Source organism: Cohnella sp. CFH 77786 (assembly GCF_019400745.1).
Taxonomy (GTDB): domain Bacteria; phylum Bacillota; class Bacilli; order Paenibacillales; family Paenibacillaceae; genus Cohnella.
This window is the reverse complement of sequence record NZ_WJIB01000019.1, coordinates 16,099-30,836: the sequence shown is the minus strand read 5'-3', so window position 1 is coordinate 30,836 and position 14,738 is coordinate 16,099. Positions and strand designations below refer to the sequence as shown.

At 58.1% G+C, this 14,738-nt stretch carries 16 protein-coding genes; 9 read left to right on the top strand and 7 right to left on the bottom strand.

Annotated features, from left to right (window positions below):
- Nucleotides 1-629: 629 nt before the first annotated feature.
- From GE107_RS22295 to GE107_RS27300, 3 genes are read right to left on the bottom strand one after another with little or no spacing between them, the layout of a single operon-like run.
- Nucleotides 630-1,022: a DnaJ family domain-containing protein gene (locus GE107_RS22295; protein WP_219643272.1), complete on the bottom strand. Its 393-nt coding sequence runs from the start codon at nt 1,020-1,022 to the stop codon at nt 630-632.
- 40 nt (nt 1,023-1,062) lie between these two features.
- Nucleotides 1,063-1,731, bottom strand: a complete 669-nt coding sequence (locus tag GE107_RS22290; protein WP_219643269.1) for a response regulator — start codon at nt 1,729-1,731, stop codon at nt 1,063-1,065.
- Complete coding sequence (locus tag GE107_RS27300; protein WP_219643266.1) at nt 1,728-3,938, bottom strand: GAF domain-containing sensor histidine kinase; 2,211 nt, start codon at nt 3,936-3,938, stop codon at nt 1,728-1,730. Before GE107_RS27300 ends, GE107_RS22290 begins: the two co-directional genes overlap by 4 nt.
- A 190-nt stretch (nt 3,939-4,128) precedes the next feature.
- Between GE107_RS27300 and GE107_RS22280 the strand changes: the two genes are divergently transcribed.
- Nucleotides 4,129-4,797 carry a hypothetical protein gene (locus GE107_RS22280; protein WP_219643263.1) on the top strand — a complete coding sequence of 223 codons (669 nt, stop codon included), beginning with the start codon at nt 4,129-4,131 and terminating at the stop codon, nt 4,795-4,797.
- Nucleotides 4,798-4,990: 193 nt separating this feature from the next.
- Here GE107_RS22280 and GE107_RS22275 read toward each other — a convergent pair whose 3' ends face one another.
- Complete coding sequence (locus GE107_RS22275; RefSeq protein WP_219643260.1) at nt 4,991-5,146, bottom strand: DUF1540 domain-containing protein; 156 nt, start codon at nt 5,144-5,146, stop codon at nt 4,991-4,993.
- Nucleotides 5,147-5,405: 259 nt separating this feature from the next.
- On the opposite strand from GE107_RS22275, the gene GE107_RS22270 reads away from it, so the two are divergent.
- Entirely contained in the window at nt 5,406-6,923 is a 1,518-nt protein-coding gene (locus tag GE107_RS22270; protein WP_219643256.1) for a DEAD/DEAH box helicase, read from the top strand.
- Nucleotides 6,924-7,344: 421 nt separating this feature from the next.
- Nucleotides 7,345-9,456 (top strand): methyl-accepting chemotaxis protein, encoded by a 2,112-nt coding sequence (locus GE107_RS22265; RefSeq protein WP_219643254.1) that lies wholly within the window; start codon nt 7,345-7,347, stop codon nt 9,454-9,456.
- Between the two features lie 81 nt (nt 9,457-9,537).
- Here GE107_RS22265 and GE107_RS22260 read toward each other — a convergent pair whose 3' ends face one another.
- The 3 genes from GE107_RS22260 to trxB all read right to left on the bottom strand — a co-directional run bounded on the left by GE107_RS22260 (nt 9,538) and on the right by trxB (nt 11,342).
- Complete coding sequence (locus GE107_RS22260) at nt 9,538-9,732, bottom strand: DUF2524 domain-containing protein (RefSeq protein WP_219643460.1); 195 nt, start codon at nt 9,730-9,732, stop codon at nt 9,538-9,540.
- Between the two features lie 95 nt (nt 9,733-9,827).
- Entirely contained in the window at nt 9,828-10,349 is a 522-nt protein-coding gene (gene tpx, locus GE107_RS22255) for a thiol peroxidase (protein ID WP_219643459.1), read from the bottom strand.
- Between the two features lie 66 nt (nt 10,350-10,415).
- Entirely contained in the window at nt 10,416-11,342 is a 927-nt protein-coding gene (gene trxB, locus GE107_RS22250) for a thioredoxin-disulfide reductase (RefSeq protein WP_219643251.1), read from the bottom strand.
- A 196-nt stretch (nt 11,343-11,538) separates the two neighbouring features.
- Between trxB and GE107_RS22245 the strand changes: the two genes are divergently transcribed.
- The 6 genes from GE107_RS22245 (at nt 11,539) to GE107_RS22220 (ending at nt 14,665) form a co-directional block, all read left to right on the top strand.
- Complete coding sequence (locus GE107_RS22245; RefSeq protein ID WP_483298241.1) at nt 11,539-12,000, top strand: MarR family winged helix-turn-helix transcriptional regulator; 462 nt, start codon at nt 11,539-11,541, stop codon at nt 11,998-12,000.
- A gap of 19 nt (nt 12,001-12,019) precedes the next feature.
- Complete coding sequence (locus tag GE107_RS22240; RefSeq protein ID WP_219643245.1) at nt 12,020-12,253, top strand: YwbE family protein; 234 nt, start codon at nt 12,020-12,022, stop codon at nt 12,251-12,253.
- Nucleotides 12,253-12,732, top strand: a complete 480-nt coding sequence (rlmH, locus tag GE107_RS22235; RefSeq protein ID WP_219643242.1) for a 23S rRNA (pseudouridine(1915)-N(3))-methyltransferase RlmH — start codon at nt 12,253-12,255, stop codon at nt 12,730-12,732. Before GE107_RS22240 ends, rlmH begins: the two co-directional genes overlap by 1 nt.
- Nucleotides 12,733-13,022: 290 nt before the next feature.
- Nucleotides 13,023-13,742: a sigma-70 family RNA polymerase sigma factor gene (locus GE107_RS22230; protein ID WP_219643240.1), complete on the top strand. Its 720-nt coding sequence runs from the start codon at nt 13,023-13,025 to the stop codon at nt 13,740-13,742.
- A 71-nt stretch (nt 13,743-13,813) separates the two neighbouring features.
- On the top strand, nt 13,814-14,212 hold the full coding sequence (locus tag GE107_RS22225) for a VOC family protein (protein ID WP_219643238.1): 399 nt from the start codon (nt 13,814-13,816) through the stop codon (nt 14,210-14,212).
- 60 nt (nt 14,213-14,272) lie between these two features.
- Nucleotides 14,273-14,665, top strand: coding sequence for a VOC family protein (locus GE107_RS22220; RefSeq protein WP_219643235.1), 393 nt, complete (start codon nt 14,273-14,275; stop codon nt 14,663-14,665).
- The last annotated feature ends 73 nt before the right edge of the window (nt 14,666-14,738 follow it).

Sequence of the window (14,738 nt, the reverse complement as noted above, 5' to 3'; positions counted from 1 at the left end):
CATTCGGCACGGATAAAACCATGGTCCGCAAAAGCTCGGTAACGGCAGGTTCCGCTTCCTACGCCTCCTCGCAGTGGGATTCGTATGCCGTCGATACCTTTACCTACTTGGGAGCCCATACCGTTACCGCTTCCACGCTGATAGTCAGCGAATCCTTCGAGAGCGGCAGCAAAACCGCTTATGCCGCCGGCAGCGTAACGCTGTCGTCGGGCAGCTGGTATTTCGACAACGCGCTGCTCGGCAACCTCAGCACGGACAAGAAAAACGGCACCATGTCCGCCCGAATCAGAGCGCCGGGATCTATCGCCATGAGCTTCAACGCGGCCGGAGCCAAAACCGTCAAAGTGTCCCATGCCCTCTTCGGAAGCGATACCGGCGCCGCATGGAAGCTGCAGAAATCCGTGGACAACGGCAGCACGTGGGTGGACGTAACCGGCTCCATCAGCAGCGGCACCTCCCTGACGGAACAAACCGTCACCGTTAACGAAAGCGCGAGCGTCCGTTTCCGGATTGTCGTTTCCGGAACCGCCGGCGCAAGGCTGAATATCGATGACCTGAAGATTTATAATTAAAGAAGGAAGCAAAAACGAGGCAAGGAGATTTTCTCCCTGCCTCTTTTTTATTGATTGCTAGTTCCGATCCGCGCGTTCCCTCATCAACTTCTCCTGGATCTGCTGCTCGTACTCGGTGAAGGCTCCGATTGCGTGCCAGCCCCGGTCCGACATCAGCGCCTGGTAGCGCAGCTTCTTGGCGGACAGCTCCCGCTGGAGCTGCGCGCGCTCCCCGTCGTCGCGGCACGCGGCGAGAAGGTCGCCCAGCGTGACCATGTCCTTGCGCAGCTGCATCTCCTCCGGCAGCACGCCGGCGTTCTTCAGCAGCTTGAAACCGGCGCGCAGCTCTTCCGGCACGCCCTCCATATCGTCGGGCGGCAGCGGCTTTCCTCTGCCGGGGAGGTCGTCGAACTCTCCCTTCAGGATGGATTCGCGGATTTTCTCGTCCGCGACGGATGCGAACCAATTCAATCCCCATCGCTCCTTCCGAGGCCGATTCAAGTACTTGCCTTTATTGTATCCGATCCAGAGGCTGGATGTCTTTGCGGGTTTCCCGGGCAAGGCGCATCGCTTCCTGGCGGTCCTGCACCTGCAGCTTGTTCAGGATGTTCGTGATGTAGTTGGCCACCGTCTTGCCGCTGATCTCCAGCTTGGAAGCGATGGCGGCGTTGGACAATCCCTCGGTCATCAAATACAGCACTTCCCGCTCGCGCGTGCTGAGCTCCGGAAATACCTCCTCGCTCGCGGCGGGCCGGGACATGGCGAAATATTCGATCATGCGCGAGGCGATGCCGGGGCTGAAGATCGCCTCCCCGTTGCCCACCGCCCGAATGGCTCTCAGCAGCTCATCCTTATCCGCGTCCTTAAGCACGTAGCCTTTGGCTCCGCTGCGCATGGCGGTGAAGACGGAGGCGTCGTCCTCGAACATGGTCAGGATCAGGATGCGGATGGACGGGAATTTGGCCGTAATCCGGCGGGTAATATCCACGCCGCTCGCGCCCGGCATCCGGACGTCCATCAACATGACGTCCGGCAACAATCGATCCGCCAGGATCAAGGCTTCTTCCCCGTTTCCGGCTTCCCCGACCACTTCGAGATCCGGCGTGGTCGAGAACAGCGTCTTGACGCCGTGGCGAAACAAAGGATGGTCGTCCACGATGACGATCCGAAGCGGATTCATGCGCTTTCACTCCTTTCCGCGGTTTTTCCGTTTCCGCCGCTCTCTCCGATTTCCGCCCCCGCTTCCAAACCCCCGGGAACCGCCTCCGCGGGCAAGGGCAATCGCGCTGACACCCGAGTTCCGGAAGGCTCCGCGTTCTCAATGCGGAACCAGCCGCCGAGCTCTTCCGCTCTCTCCCGCATCGATTGAAGGCCGATGCCTCCGGGTCCCGGCAGGCTGCGGCGCCGGTCGCCAACCCCTCCCCCGTCGTCGGCGACCTCGAGCGTCAGAGCGCGTTCCGGCTCGCGGTCGTACGAGATGCGGACTTCGCAACTCGAGGCGCCGGAATGGCGGACGACGTTCACCATCGCTTCCGTCACGATCCGGAACGCCGCCACTTCCACCGCGGCCGGGAGAGCGGGCAGGGCGTCCGGCGCGCTTAGCCGGAACTCCGTCGCGCTGCTTCCGGCTTCTCCGCTCCGTTGGGCGAGGGGGCGGGTCAAATCGTGGATCCGCTCCCGGATCGCCCCGACCAAGCCCAGTTCGTCCAGGGAAGGCGGGCGCAGATCGTGGACGAGCCGTCGGATGTCCGCGACGGAGGAGCGGATAACCGTCTGAAGCTCGGCCAGAATCGTCTTGGTCCGGGCCGGATCGGATTCGAGCAGCGTCTCGGCCGCCGATGCGGTGAACGCGAGCGCCGCCAGCCTCGGCGCCAGGTCGTCGTGCAGGTTGCCGCGCAGCCGCCGGCGTTCCTCTTCCCGCGCGAGGACGAGTCGCTCGCGGGACTCGCGCAGGTCCTCGGCCGCGCGGATCAAATCCAGCGACGCCGTGGCGCTCTGGACGACGGCGCCGGCTTGCCGCACGAGCATGTCGAGGAAGCGGCGGTCGGACGCCGTGAACGACTCGCCCGGCGACCGGGGAGCCGCCAGCAGCTCGCCCAGCTTCTCGCCACGATGCACGAGCGGCAGCCGAACCGGCTCGCCTTCCGGCGGCGTGCCGTCCTCCGCTATGGTGAGCAGTTCGCCGTCCCTTGCGATCGACAGCCCTGCATACGGAAGCTTCAGCGCTTCCTTGACGGTCCGGACGACGACTTTCAGCGACTCTTGGGGGGACAACGGGTTTTCCAACCGGCGGCCTAGCGTACCGAGCACGGATAGCGGATCTTCGTTGTGTCCGTAGATCAGCCGGTTCACCCGGCGCTGCAGAAATTCTTTCAAGGGAGCGAACAGCACGGCGATCAGCCCGGTCGCGATCAAGGACGAGATGAGATTGGAAGCGGAGCGGAACACCGTGCCGACGTACCACACCCCCACGACATAGACGGCAATGACGAAGAGACTGAGCGCGCCGTAGACGAGCGCACGGTTTACGAGCGCGTCGATGTCCCACAGCCTCCGTTTGAGCAGGGCGATCAAAAGGGTGACGGGAATGAGCATCATGCCGAAATCGAGCAGCGCGTCCATGGAAAACATCAGCAGAGGATTTCGGTTCAACGCATCGGCTTTGAAAACGAAGACGAGCGTAATGCTAAGCAGAAATACGATGCCCGTGAACATGCCGAAGAACGCCCATTTGGCTTGCTGCTTCTCGACCGGGTTCAGAACCTTGCGGTAACGGTAGATTTGCACGGCCAGCAGACTGACCATCCAGCACATCGTCCAGGCGAGAAACAGATTGCGGCCCCAAAATTGCAAGTCGAGCACGGTATCGGGGAATAAGGTACGCAGGGTGCCGGGAATAAGGATGAAGAGCAGGACGTACCTCGTCCATCGCGGGTCGAAGCGGCCGTTCGGAAATACGTAATACAGTGTCATCAGCGAGGCGAAAGAGAAAACTTGGACAATCTGGATCAAGAGGGCGACGGAGGGATGGGTCTTGAGCAGGTACATCGGCAGCGATGCGAACATGTACCCTTGCGTTACCAGGGCGACGGCGGCCATGAGGCCGACGAATTCCTTGGATTTATAGCGGAAAATCAAAACGCCCACGGAGATGTAGACCAATCCGAACAAGGTATAGAGAGCGGTGTACGCGGAAGCGAATGCCACCGTCGTCATGCCGTGCGCCCGCAGCCATTCCGGGGTGGGAGCCGTATCGTAGAAGGCTGTGCATTCTGCCAAGCCGACGCAATGGTCCCGCAATTCCACGTAAAAAATCGGAACCGATATGACGAACAGGACGATGCCGCACAAACAGACGAGTCCCGCGATAAGGCGCGCGATTTTCACGAGCTTCCCTCCCTGGTCAAAGTATAACAGCCGCGGAAACGGACCGTAAACGCCGGATTCGCCGTCCCGCTGCATTTCCCGAACCGATTTCCCGGTCCTTGGGAGTCGTGTCCTCTACCTGTTGGGAATGCCCGCCGGGCTATGATGGGAGGGCAAGAACGCGGAATGATTCCACGAGGAGGAGTAAGTAATGATTGCATTACCGAAGGGATATTTGAAATTCGCGGGATGGACGCTGCTGATCGGGGGCGCAATGGGGGTCACGGGGCAGTTGCTGCACATCGGGGATACGCCGGCTACGCTGGAGGAGATTCCCGGCTTCCTTTCCACGGCCGTTAACACGCATGTGCTGTTGGCTTGGGCCTCCATCCTGATCTTGATGGGGATGCCGGGCATCTATATGAGGCAGGGAGAGGGGTTGAAAAAATGGGGCTGGATCGGATTTCCGCTTCTATTCATGGGGATGATTCTCGAAATTTTCCACGGTCCGTTTCAAATTCTGGGTTACCCCATCATCTACGACCACGTAAAAGACGCGGAGACGCTGAAGGTGGTTAACAACCAAATCAACAACCTGATGGTGGATCAATACCCGCTTACGCTCGTCGTGCTCATTCCGATTATTCCGGGCATCCTGCTCGGCCTCCTGCTGCTGGGGATCGCCACGATCAAAGCCCGCATTTTCCCCAAATGGCTGGGCATTCTTACGCTCGTCGTTCTCGTCATCTTGATCGGCGGCATCGCGGTTCCGACGATTAACGTATTTCCGGCGATCCATGTCGTATTCGCCCTTTTCGGAGGGATTCTCGCTTTCGGCAAAGGGGAAGCGGCAACGTTCGAGGCGCGGGCGGCGGCTTAACGAGAGGTCGTGTTGGGGAAATGGGGACTGCCTTCGGAGACGCACGTTCGACCGGCCCGACCTGTCGGAGAAGCTGCTCGACGATTTGAAGCGGGAAGTTTGCCAATTTTGGCGATTTCGGTGATAACCATTCTCAGCTTTGGTTACAATAAGAGACGGAAGCGCGTCGGACGCTTCCGCCTTGCGTGGTGGCTTAAAGCTTGGGTTCGAACGTTTTGCAGTCCGTTTCCGCGGAATCGGTCGCTTGTTTGTTTCGGTTGTTGACGACGTAAATCGACTTGGCGTGGCACTCGTTGCCCGGCGCCCAGTATTTGCAGGAATTGACCTCGCAAAGCACGTCTCTGGCCATGACGGCGTTCACCTCCTTCCTATTTAGGATGGTCGAATGCAGCAGGGCTTTATACGTCGCGAGGGATCCATACGCGTGGAACGAACCCGCTTGCCCGGAGATCCGGGGAGCGGGTTTCTGCATATTTCAGGGGAAAGCGGGACGGATGGGACTTGGACGTCTACCCGGGGGACAAGGCCATCGATCGGTAAAGCTTCCCTGAATATGGTACGATAGGGAAAGCGGTAGAACGCGAACGATAACCGGATGGGGTGCTGATATGGCAAGTTTTCAGGAGTTGGGAATCGGCGAGGAAAGGGCGGCGCTGCTGCGCCGGATGGGCATCTCCGCGCCTACGCCGATCCAGGAGCAGGCGATTCCGACGGTTCTGGCCGGGCGGGATGTGATCGGGCAAGCGCAGACGGGCACGGGCAAGACGCTGGCCTTCGTGCTTCCGATGCTGGAGAGGCTGAACCCGTCAGCTCCGCACGTGCAAGGGCTGATCGTCAGTCCGACGCGGGAGCTGGCGATCCAGATCACGGAGGAAGTGAAGAAGCTGACCGCGGGCTCGGATTACCGGGTTCTGGCCGTATACGGCGGCCAAGACGTCGAGGCCCAGCTGCACAAGCTGCAGAAGACGATGCACATCATCGTCTGCACGCCGGGGCGGCTGCTCGACCATCTCCGGCGCGGGACGATCGAGCTGTCGCACGTGAAAATGCTGGTGCTCGACGAGGCCGACCAAATGCTGCACATGGGATTTCTGAACGAGGTCGAGGAGATTCTGCGCGCGGTGCCGTACCGGCGGCAGACGCTGCTGTTCTCGGCCACGATGCCCGCGAACGTGCGTAACCTGGCGGCGAGGATCATGGACAAGCCGGAGGAAGTGACGGTCAGAGGCAAGCAGGTGACGGTCAAGGATATCCGCCAATGGGCCGTGGAGACGACCGACCGCGCGAAGCAGGCGGCGCTCCGCAAGCTGATCGACGAGCAGCGGCCGTTCCTGGCGATGATCTTCTGCCGCACGAAGCGGCGGGCGAGCACGCTCAACGAGGCGCTGCAAAGCCTCGGCTACAACTCGGACGAGCTGCACGGCGATCTGTCGCAGGCGAAGCGGGAGCAGGTGATGACGAGGTTCCGCCAGGCGAAGCTGCAGCTGCTCGTGGCGACGGACGTCGCGGCGAGGGGGCTCGACGTGGAAGGCGTTACGCACGTCTACAACTATGACATTCCGCAGGATGTGGACAGCTACATCCACCGGATTGGCCGGACCGGCCGCGCCGGCGCTTCGGGGCTCGCGATCACGTTCGTCGCGCCGAGGGACCGGCCGGAGCTGGCCGCGATCGAGAACGCCATCGGCATGGCGATGGAGCGGGTGCGGCTGGGTGCCGAGGGCCAAGGCGGCGCGGCAGCCGCTGCGGCTGAGGCGGCGGGGGAACGCGGGGCGCGTCCGCGGCAGGGCGGCCGCGGCAGCCGAGCCGGAGGCGGCGGAGCGCCGGCGCCGGGCGGCGGTAAGCCGCAGCGGAGCCGGGAGGGCCGGCCGCAGGAGCAGCACGGCCGGGGCCGCAGCGGCGCTGGCGGCAGCGGCGGCAGGGTGCGCGGCGGACCGCAAGGCGTCGGCAGAGGGGAAACCCAGCCCGGGGGCAGGGGTCGCGGAGGTCCGCAAGGCGGCCGGACGGACGCCTCCGGCGGGGGCGGAAATCGTCAGCAGGGCAAAGGGGGACGCTCCGGGTCGGGATTCGGCGCCGGAGCGGGCAAGAAGTCACCCATCCGCTCGCTGCGAGGGAAGTCTCGGTAACGGTAACGATCGATGCTTCTGCGATGCGCATGTATCATGTCGAGCCCGAACGAACGGAAAAGTGCGGGGGAGCGGCGGAGTCAAAGTAACGCGAAGATTATCAATTCTGATCGATTTATGTCTTGTACGGCGAGAGTGGAAGATTTATACTGAATTTGATTTTGGATGAAATCGGATCCGATTGACAACGAGGTCAATCGCTCGACGGCAATGGAGCCAATCGACCCTGTCCCATCGGGCACAGCTTGCTGTGTCCCTGCGGACCGGGTTTGATTGGCTTTTTTTTCACCCCGCGGTCCCCCATAAAGAATCGGAATTGGCTTCGAAGGCTCGCGTCATTTTTGGGGATGACTTGATGGGGTGAGGGACAGACAGACGGGAAGAGAGCCATGCAAAAATGTCGATAGGGGAGTAGAACGGCGTGAAACGGTTGTTTGTTCCTGCCACGGCTTTGATGAATCGGTTGAAGTACCCCCGGAAATTCGTGTTGATCGGCATGCTCGTCATGCTGTCCCTTGCCTCCCTGCTGTATCTTCTGATCACGGAAATGAACAGGAACATCGATTTCACGGACCGGGAAAGGCAAGGTCTCGCCTATTACGAGCCGTTGAAGGAGTTTCTGGCCGATGTGCAGCTTCACCGGGGGCTGACTGCAGGTTCCGGGCCCAGCGACGACGAATCCGCGCGCGGGCAGCTTGCTGCGCAACAGGAACGGATCGAGGCGGACGCTCTGAAGGTGGACGAGGCGGACGCTCGGTACGGAGCGTCTTTAAGAACGGGAGACAAGTGGAAGAACATTCGGGAACATTGGGCAGCTTTGAAAAATAAGCTTTCCAGCCTGTCCCCCGAAGACAGCATGGCCGAACATACGGCTTTGATCAACGAAACGCTGGCATTCATCGCCCATATCGGGGACACGTCGAATCTTATTTTGGATCCGGAGCTCGCCAGCTACTACCTGATGGATTCGGTCGTGAACAAGCTGCCGATCTTGTCGGAGCAGGTGGGGCAGGCCCGGGAGCTCGGGGCAGAGGTCGCCGCGGGGAAGAAGAGTATTGATAAGGAAAAATCGCGGTTCATCGCATTGTCCGTCCAAATCCAAACCGCATACGAGGCGGCGGTTGCCGGCCTTAAGGTGGCTTATCGGGAGCAACCGGGACTGAAGGACGAAGTGGAAGCAGATCGGCAGCCGTTCATGACAGCCGTTCAGGCGTTCGCTCAGCTGCTGGACCAGGGCTTCATCTCCGCTCAAGGCACCGGGGTGAACCCGGATGAATACCGCAAGGCTGCGAACCAAGCGATCGATGCCGCGTACAAGCTGTACGATACGGAAGCCCGCGCGCTCGACGGCATGCTGCAGAAGCGAATCAACAATGATTCCGGGAAGAGGCTCGTCAGCTTTCTCTCGTCACTGGTCGTCCTGCTGCTGCTAACCTATTTGTTTACGGGATTCTATCTATCCGTCATTCTGACGGTGAACGCCCTCCGGCATTCCGCCCAGAGGCTTGCGGGAGGGGATCTGACGGCGCGGGCCGAACTTGCGGCGCGGGACGAGCTTCTGTCGGTCGGCAATGCGTTTAACGAGATGGCGGAATCCTTCAAAGCGATGGTTTCCGTCAACAAGCGGCTCGCCGAGCAAATCGACGTGTCGGCGGGCGAGCTGGCGGCCATCGCGGATGAAGCCGACCGGGTGACGGCGGAGATCGCCGCCATGAACCGGGAAGCGGCATCGGGAGCGGAGAATCAGGCGGACGGGGCCGCGCAAACGGCGCAGTCGATGGAAGAGATGTCCGTCGGAATCCAACGGGTCGCGGACTCGTCGGGAGCGGTCTCGCAATTGTCGTCGGAGATGTTGGAGCAGGCGGAGCGGGGTCATCGTTCCTTGCAATTCGCGGTGTCGCAAATGAGCTCCGTGCAGGAAGCGACGGGCCATACCGCCATGCTAGTTCAGCGGCTGGAAGCGACGGCGCAGCGCATCGGGCAGATCGCGACCGTGATCTCGGACATTTCCACGCAAACGAACTTGCTGGCGCTGAACGCGAACATCGAAGCGGCAAGAGTAGGGGAACACGGCAAGGGATTCGCCGTCGTCGCCGGCGAAATCCGGAAGCTCGCGGAGCAGACCAAATCGTCCGCGACGGAGATTGCCGGCATGATCCGGGACATCCAGGAATCCACGCTGGCCGCCGCGGCTTCCACGAACGCGGGCGTGGAAGAAGTAGAGAAAGGAACTAAGCGCATTCACGATACGAGCGAGGCTTTCACGAGTATCCTGGAGGCCGTCCGGCTCGTCGCCGATAAAATCGACGACGTGTCCTCGGTCGCCCGGCAGATGGCCGCCGGATCGGAGGAAGTTACGGCCTCCATCGCGGAGATGGCCGCGATCGCGAAGCAGTCGGCGTCCATTACGCAGAAGGTGGCGGCGGCTTCGGAGGAGCAGAGGAGCTCGGCCGAGCGGATTACGGAGTCGACCCGCGGCTTGAGCCGGATGGCCCAGGAGCTGAACGGTCTGGTCCGGAACTTCCAGGCCTAGCCATCGGCATGGAACGTAGCGAAACGCACAAGGCCTCTTCCCCGTCGAACGGAGAAGAGGCCTTGTGCATTCGTGCGTCGTTCAGGTGAGGGACGAGGGGTTGATGCCGCATTTGTTCAGGATGAAGTTGATCTGGTTCTCGAGCCGGTTGATCGTTTCTTGCGATTGCGGATCTTCGGAGCCCCGTCCCCGAAGCGCGGCAAGCTCTTGCTTTAATTGGTGCAGATCGTCTCCCGCATGGGAGCAGTCGTAGTTGCTTTCGAGATTGTCGAGCATGCTGAATCCGAATCCCCCATTCGCCGAGCGAGTGTCCCCACTATTATGGAAGTTCTCGGGCAAGTTATGCATGACGGTCATCCCCGTCGGCTTTGTTATTTCGCCAACTCGCGCAATGCTTCCAGAGCGGCTTCGTAGTCGGGGTGTGCCGTCATATCCTGCAAGTACTCCACATATCTGATGGTATCGTCGGCATCTACGATAAAAATCGCGCGATGGTCGAGCTGCAGTTCTTTGATCAAAACGCCGTACGCTCGGCCGAAGGAACGGTGCTTATAATCCGACAGGGTGACGACTCTATCGATGCCCGCGGCTGCGCAAAAACGGGTCTGCGCGAACGGCAAGTCTGCCGAAATCGTCAATATGACCACATTTTCGCCCAGCTTGGATGCTTCTTGATTGAAGCGGCGCGTTTGCGCGTCGCAAACGTCGGTATCCAGCGAAGGAACGACGGAAATCAATTTGATTTGGCCTTTAAAGTCGGACAGGCTCGTTTCCGTCATCAAATCTTTATTGATCGTAAACTCCGGAGCCTTGTCTCCGACCTTTAATTCCGGGCCTGTCAGCGTAATCGGTTGTCCGCCTAACGTTGCGACTCCTGCGCGTTCTTGTGTCATCATGAATGACCTCCAAATGAGTCAAAGTTTAGTTATGAATGAATGATTGTGAAGTGATTATCGTACTTACGGATGCTCAAGCAGAAAGCTCTCGCAGTCCAACGCCGCCTTGCAGCCGCTGCCCGCTGACGTTATCGCCTGGCGGTAGATCGGATCCATGACGTCGCCGCATGCGAACACGCCGGGCAGGCTTGTTCGGGAAGAACCCGGGACGACTTCGATGTAGCCCAGCTCGTCGGTTTTGAGCTGTCCGTCGAGGAATCGGGTATTCGGTTGATGGCCGATCGCCAGGAAAATACCGTCGGCCGCCAAAATCTCCTCCTCTCCGTCGTCGTTATTGCGAACCCTCAGACCCGTAACCCCGTTTTCGTTCGACATCACTTCGAGCGGCGTGCAATCCAGGCTCCAATCGATTTTATCGTTTTTGCGCGCGCGGTCCTGCATGATTTGGGAGGCCCGGAGTTCCTTCCTGCGGTGAACGATCCGCACGTCGGAAGCGAATCGGGTCAAGAACTGGGCTTCCTCCATGGCAGTGTCGCCTCCGCCGATCACGACGATTTTCTTGTTTCGGAAGAAAAATCCGTCGCAAGTCGCGCAAGTGCTGACTCCTCTGCCGATATTTTCGGCTTCGCCGGGAATGCCGATTTTTTTGGCCGAAGCCCCGGTCGAGATGATAACCGCATCCGCGGTGATGGCGGATTCGCCTTCCAGATACAACGTGAACGGGCGCTTCGACAGGTCGACGCGGGTGACGGTACCGGATTGAATCCGAGCTCCGAATCGTTCTGCCTGCTTTCGCATGTTATCCATAAGCTCCGGCCCCGTTATCCCTTGCGGGAAGCCCGGATAATTTTCCACTTCGGTCGTCGTGGTCAACTGTCCGCCCGGTTGCGTTCCATCGATCACGAGCGGAGCCAAATTCGCCCTGGCCAAATAGATCGCTGCCGTCAGACCGGCGGGGCCTGTTCCGATGATGACCGCTTGGTGGTGCATGGTGATTTCTCCTTTCCTTTCGATAATGATTTTGTTCACAAAATGATTTTGCACAAATTTTATGACTCTATCGTAACTTGCCTCAAATACTTTGTCAACAAATTAATTTTAAACAATCTAAAATTTCGTTCCCCATCTCGCTCAAATGATGATTTTGTGAGATAATATTGTGCAAAATTAAATAGGGGATAAGGAGTTGATCGTTTTGAGGGAGACGAGCCGACCCAATCTGGAGGGGCACATTTGCTTTTCCTTATATGCTTGTTCGAGGGCGATCTTTCGGATGTACCGGCCCCTGTTGGACGAATTGGATTTGACCTACCCGCAGTATCTTGTCCTGTTGGTTCTATGGGATCGTCATGAACTGTCGATTAAAGAAATCAGCGAAATTCTGAGCCTGGATTCCGGCACGCTTACGCCTATGCTCAAAAGAATGGAGTCGGCAGGCTTGATTACCCGAACGCGCCACCAGAGCGACGAGAGAGTCGTCCTTGTCCGAATTACCGATAAGGGAATGGCATTGCAGGATAAAGCGGTCTGTATTCCGGAAGCGATGCTCGCTGCCAGCGGCATGAAGCCGGAGGAATTAAGATTGCTTAATCAAGCCATCCAAAAATTAATGAGCCATGTGGAACGCAGTCAGCTGCAAAATGGATGAAACGGAGAGATCTCAGGTTATGGCAGGAAGCGGGAAAATCCGGAACGACGTGCGTCCGGGGCTGGAAGTCGATATCGTGCTGAAAAAGGACCAGCGGACCGGCGCGTTGACGCGCGGAGTCGTGAAAGATATTCTGACGAATTCGCCGACGCATCCGCACGGCATTAAGGTGCGGCTGCAGGACGGGCAGGTTGGGCGCGTACAGGCGATAATCGGCGGAACCGGAGGCACCGGAGGCGGGGGTAACTCCTGATGCAGATTCAAGTGGTGTGCGTCGGGAAGCTGAAGGAGAAGTATTGGACGGAGGGTGTCGCGGAGTACGCCAAGCGGCTGGGCGCTTACGCGCGATTGGACATCCGCGAGCTGCCGGATGAGAAGACGCCGGACTCCATGAGCCCGGCGGAAGAAGATCAGGTGCGCGTGCGCGAAGGCGAGCGGATCCTCGCGGCTCTGCGGCCGGACGCACATGTCGTGGCGCTGGCCATCGACGGCGAGACTTGGTCGAGCGAGCAGCTCGCCGCGCACTTGGAGAAGCAAGCCGTCTACGGCGGCGGCTCGGTCGCCTTCGTCATCGGCGGCTCGCTCGGGCTGTCGCCGGCTGTTTTGTCGCGCTCCGATAAGCGGCTCAGCTTCGGGCGGATGACCTACCCGCACCAATTGATGCGGGTTCTTCTGCTGGAGCAGATTTACCGTGCGTTCAAGATCAATCGGGGGGAACCCTACCACAAGTAACGGCGAAAAATTTTTTAATGGGTGGGTACTAAATTAGTCCGCCAACCCGGCACTGCCAAGGTTTCGGACGTCGTTGAAAGAAGTAGTCCTCGACCTGACCGTGAAGTATTGCCGGAAGTGCACCATAGCGGCTCATGGCGTCAAAGTCCTGCTGTGTCTTGATGATCCTCATTCTTACGTCCCTCCTGAAAATGAAAATGGCTCCTCGAAAAAAGGGGTCTTGGTATTAGATCACGAATATGATATATATTTGAAAATTGTCTTGATGCGACCGAACTGGGGAGTTAAGAGTGCTGGACGTACTTGCTAAACTGGAGCCATACTTAAAGGGATTGAAGATTTATTGCCGTTCACTTGCCGGAAACGATTGGGATGCGGAGGACTTGATGCAGGATGTACTAACGAAGGTCTTGCATGCGTTTTCGCTTTCTCCTGAGAGGTCGATCAACAGGTCGTTCCTTTTCCGTATAGCGAAGAACGCTTGGATTGACCGTTGCCGGGCAGAGCGGAAGCGGCGCGGCGAAACGACTTTCGACGAAGATTACCATTGGTCTGTCCCATTTGCAATGAATGAATGGCTAGCCCGAGAGTTACTTGAGCAGCTATCCGAAACGCTAAATCCTAGGCAGATGGTGCTCGTCATCCTGATCGATGCATTCGCTTTCCGTGCAGCCGAGACGGCGGAGTTACTAGGTATGAAGGAAGGCGCAGTGAAGGAAGGGCTGAAACGGGCACGTCGGCGCTTGCACTCACTCGTTGCCGGGAACGGGGAGGACATCCCTCGAAATGGAAGGCAAACGAGGCAAGCTGGTACTGAAATGACTACTGGTTTGTTCGAGACATTTTTGACAGGCTTTCGGAAAGGTGATGCAGGCATGATTTGCCGCGCTTACCTGAGTCTAGCCGCCCAAGGCGTCACGATAGAGAAAGTATCGAGGGAGGAAGGCCGTTATTCTTTCACGATGCGGGACCCGGACGGACATTTGCTCGAATTTTTCCAAAATATTTAGCGTTACCCGTTTCTTATCTGGCTTAGAATACGTTATAAGTGGCGAAAACGATTTCCAAGGAGGTATTCAGTGTGGCAGTCAAGGTGAAAAATTACGCGGTCGTCCAACTGCCTGTTCGCGATCTAGGAGTATCCATTAGGTGGTACAAGGAGGTACTTGGCATTCCGTTCACGTTTGAATACACACCGGGCGATCAAGAGGCATGGCTCAACGTCGGGGGTGTCGGGCTCGGTCTCATTCTCTGCCCAGAGGTACCGAAGCTGGATTTCACGAACAGCCGGGGGCAGCTTCAGCCGATTATCTCGCTACAGGTTGACAACATTCAGGAGGCGTACGAAGAGTTAAAGAAGAAGGGAGCCGAAGTTGGAGAAATGGTATACAAACCGCAGGGTGGGTACAGTTTTACCTTCCGCGACCCAGACGGCCACTTTGGTAAATTATGGGGCGGTTGGCCAAAAAAAGAAGACTAAGTTTTTCGCCACGCCCAAGGTTATAGTCGTGCTAGCTCAAGCGAAAGGAGTGATAGCCACATGGCAGAAAAGAAGAAGCCAAGGATTGAAAATTCACTTACAGTGTTGTTAGTTTCCGACTTTGAAAAATCTAAGAAATATTACGAAGATGCTTTGGGATGCGAAGTTAATGATCATTGGGCAATTCGGGATGATTTTGGTTTAGGGTTCAAATTAATTCAGGCAAAAGATTTAGAAGATGTTAAGCCCAATAAAGGCACTTGGAATACATACGCTTATGTAAGGACTCACGATGAACTCGATGCTTTATATGGGGAATTTAAAACAAATGGCGCAATAATCGTTTCGGAACCTACAGTAACCGAACATGATTGGGGGGCCTGGAAAGATTTCTCCGTTCGAGATTTGGACGGATACGTAATCGGCTTCGGGTCAGGAAGTAAAAATAATTAACACAGCAGTATTAGTACTGTTACGAAATGCAGGCCATCCGCACAGGATGGCCTTAAAACTTGGAGAACCGTAT

Bases quoted from the DNA above. Each gene is read 5' to 3' on its own strand.
- GE107_RS22290 (WP_219643269.1), bottom strand. From the start codon at position 1,731: ATGAATCCGCTTCGGATCGTCATCGTGGACGACCATCCTTTGTTTCGC.
- GE107_RS22280 (WP_219643263.1), top strand. From the start codon at position 4,129: ATGATTGCATTACCGAAGGGATATTTGAAATTCGCGGGATGGACGCTG.
- GE107_RS22275 (WP_219643260.1), bottom strand. From the start codon at position 5,146: ATGGCCAGAGACGTGCTTTGCGAGGTCAATTCCTGCAAATACTGGGCG.
- GE107_RS22270 (WP_219643256.1), top strand. From the start codon at position 5,406: ATGGCAAGTTTTCAGGAGTTGGGAATCGGCGAGGAAAGGGCGGCGCTG.
- GE107_RS22260 (WP_219643460.1), bottom strand. From the start codon at position 9,732: ATGCTCGACAATCTCGAAAGCAACTACGACTGCTCCCATGCGGGAGAC.
- tpx (WP_219643459.1), bottom strand. From the start codon at position 10,349: ATGACACAAGAACGCGCAGGAGTCGCAACGTTAGGCGGACAACCGATT.
- trxB (WP_219643251.1), bottom strand. From the start codon at position 11,342: ATGCACCACCAAGCGGTCATCATCGGAACAGGCCCCGCCGGTCTGACG.
- GE107_RS22240 (WP_219643245.1), top strand. From the start codon at position 12,020: ATGGCAGGAAGCGGGAAAATCCGGAACGACGTGCGTCCGGGGCTGGAA.
- rlmH (WP_219643242.1), top strand. From the start codon at position 12,253: ATGCAGATTCAAGTGGTGTGCGTCGGGAAGCTGAAGGAGAAGTATTGG.
- GE107_RS22220 (WP_219643235.1), top strand. From the start codon at position 14,273: ATGGCAGAAAAGAAGAAGCCAAGGATTGAAAATTCACTTACAGTGTTG.